The 1152-nt window shown below is 62.3% G+C and carries 2 protein-coding genes; both read right to left on the bottom strand.

What is annotated here, in order from left to right; translation table 11 throughout:
* The coding region (locus tag CHB88_RS24060; protein ID WP_089401892.1) for a cupin domain-containing protein at positions 1–543 on the bottom strand (543 nt) is incomplete at its 3' end.
* 32 nt (positions 544–575) lie between these two features.
* Positions 576–1145 (bottom strand): cupin domain-containing protein, encoded by a 570-nt coding sequence (locus CHB88_RS24065; RefSeq protein WP_089401893.1) that lies wholly within the window; start codon positions 1143–1145, stop codon positions 576–578.
* Positions 1146–1152: the final 7 nt, after the last annotated feature.

A 1152-nucleotide genomic window follows, 5' to 3' on the forward strand; every position in this document is an offset into this window, starting at 1 on the left:
GTACTCCGGCGCATCCTCGATCTGCTCCAGATCGTTCAGCCCGAACTTCTCGTAGATGCGGTTGATCGCCGAGATCAGCCGCACCGGCCGCTCCGGATCAGCGTTGAAGTGCTGGTGGATCGTGTTGGGCGGAATGTAGATCACATCCCCCGCCTCCCACTCGAAGCGCTTGACCTCGTCCTGCGCCTTCCAGTGGTACGTGTCGGTGATCTCCACGTCGCAGTCCTGGTGCAGGTCGTAGCCCCGTCCTTCCAGCACGTACACGCACTCTTCCGCCAGATGCCTATGCTTGCCCGAGCGGCTGCCCGGCGGAATGATCTGCATGTAGGCGTCCACCGACTCCATGCGGGTGTTCATCTTCTCGTTGAGCAGGTGCTTGAGGATGCCCTGGCGCGACATCTCCCACGGCATTTCTTCCGGCGTCACCACCTTCTTGCGCTTGGCATTGCGCGCCGGCGCTTCCGCCGCATCCTGCAGCAGTCCTTCATACAGCTCCTGGTTCAGCTTGCCCTTGAGCCAGGCCTTCGATTCACTCCATGCCATTTCGGTCTCCTTCCGGCTTTCTTTCTTGGCCCTTACTCTTTCGCGGAGTAATCGGCGTAGTTGTAGTTGTCCTCGAAGTTGCGCGGCTCGAAGCCCGCGCCGCCCGGCGTCGGCTCGGTCGGCTTCGGGATCACCTGCTTCTGGAACAGCAGGTTCATGAACATCATCATGGGCTTGGGCTTCATCACCAGCGCGCGCGCCGGCTTGTCCGGATCGGCGTTGAAGTGCTGGTGCACGCAGTTGTTGTGCACGATGGCCACGTCGCCCGCCTTCCAGTCGTAGCGGATGCCGTCGTGGATCTCGTAGCCGGTGCCGTCCAGGATGTAGAACGCCGCCTCGTTGACGTGGCCGTGCTTCTGGGTGCGTCCGCCGGGACCGTACTCTTCCAGGTGGATGTGCAGGGTCTGGGTCAGGCCGTCGACCGGCTCGACGAAGTGCTTGCTGAACGATTGCGGGCCGTCGTTGAAGAGCAGCTCGGTGCCCTTGATGACGCGCGGCATGGAGCGCAGCCGGTCGAGCTCGGCCTTCAGGTTGTAGGGGCCGGCGATGGCGCGCAGGAACACGCGGTCCTTCTTGCTGTTGTAGTGCGACTCTTTACCCATGGTGTCT

The organism is Noviherbaspirillum humi (assembly GCF_900188095.1).
GTDB lineage: Bacteria > Pseudomonadota > Gammaproteobacteria > Burkholderiales > Burkholderiaceae_D > Noviherbaspirillum > Noviherbaspirillum humi.